Here is a 263-nt window from a genome sequence, read left to right on the forward strand (position 1 = left end):
GTGGGCGGCGCTTGGCACCGGTAGCAGTCGCGATCTCAACACCGTCCTTGAACAGCGTGAGCTGCGGGATACCACGGACACCGAACTTTTCCGGCACCTGCGTGTTCTCGTCAACGTTCAGCTTATTGAACTTGACTCGTCCTTCATACTCAGGTGCCAGTGCCTCAAGAGTCGGCATTAGCATCTTGCACGGACCGCACCACGGTGCCCAGAAGTCGAGCAGGGCATAGCCCTTGTGGTTCACGATCTCGTTTTCGAACGTT

Annotated in this window: 1 protein-coding gene; it reads right to left on the reverse strand. The window is 57.0% G+C overall.

Annotated elements, in window-relative coordinates; all coding sequences use genetic code 11:
• Positions 1-263: thioredoxin (trxA, locus tag AC1RPY_RS07960; protein WP_481763146.1), on the reverse strand; the 263-nt coding region annotated here is incomplete at both ends.

The organism is Dellaglioa sp. CoH-56-MRSF-12, from assembly GCF_056782075.1.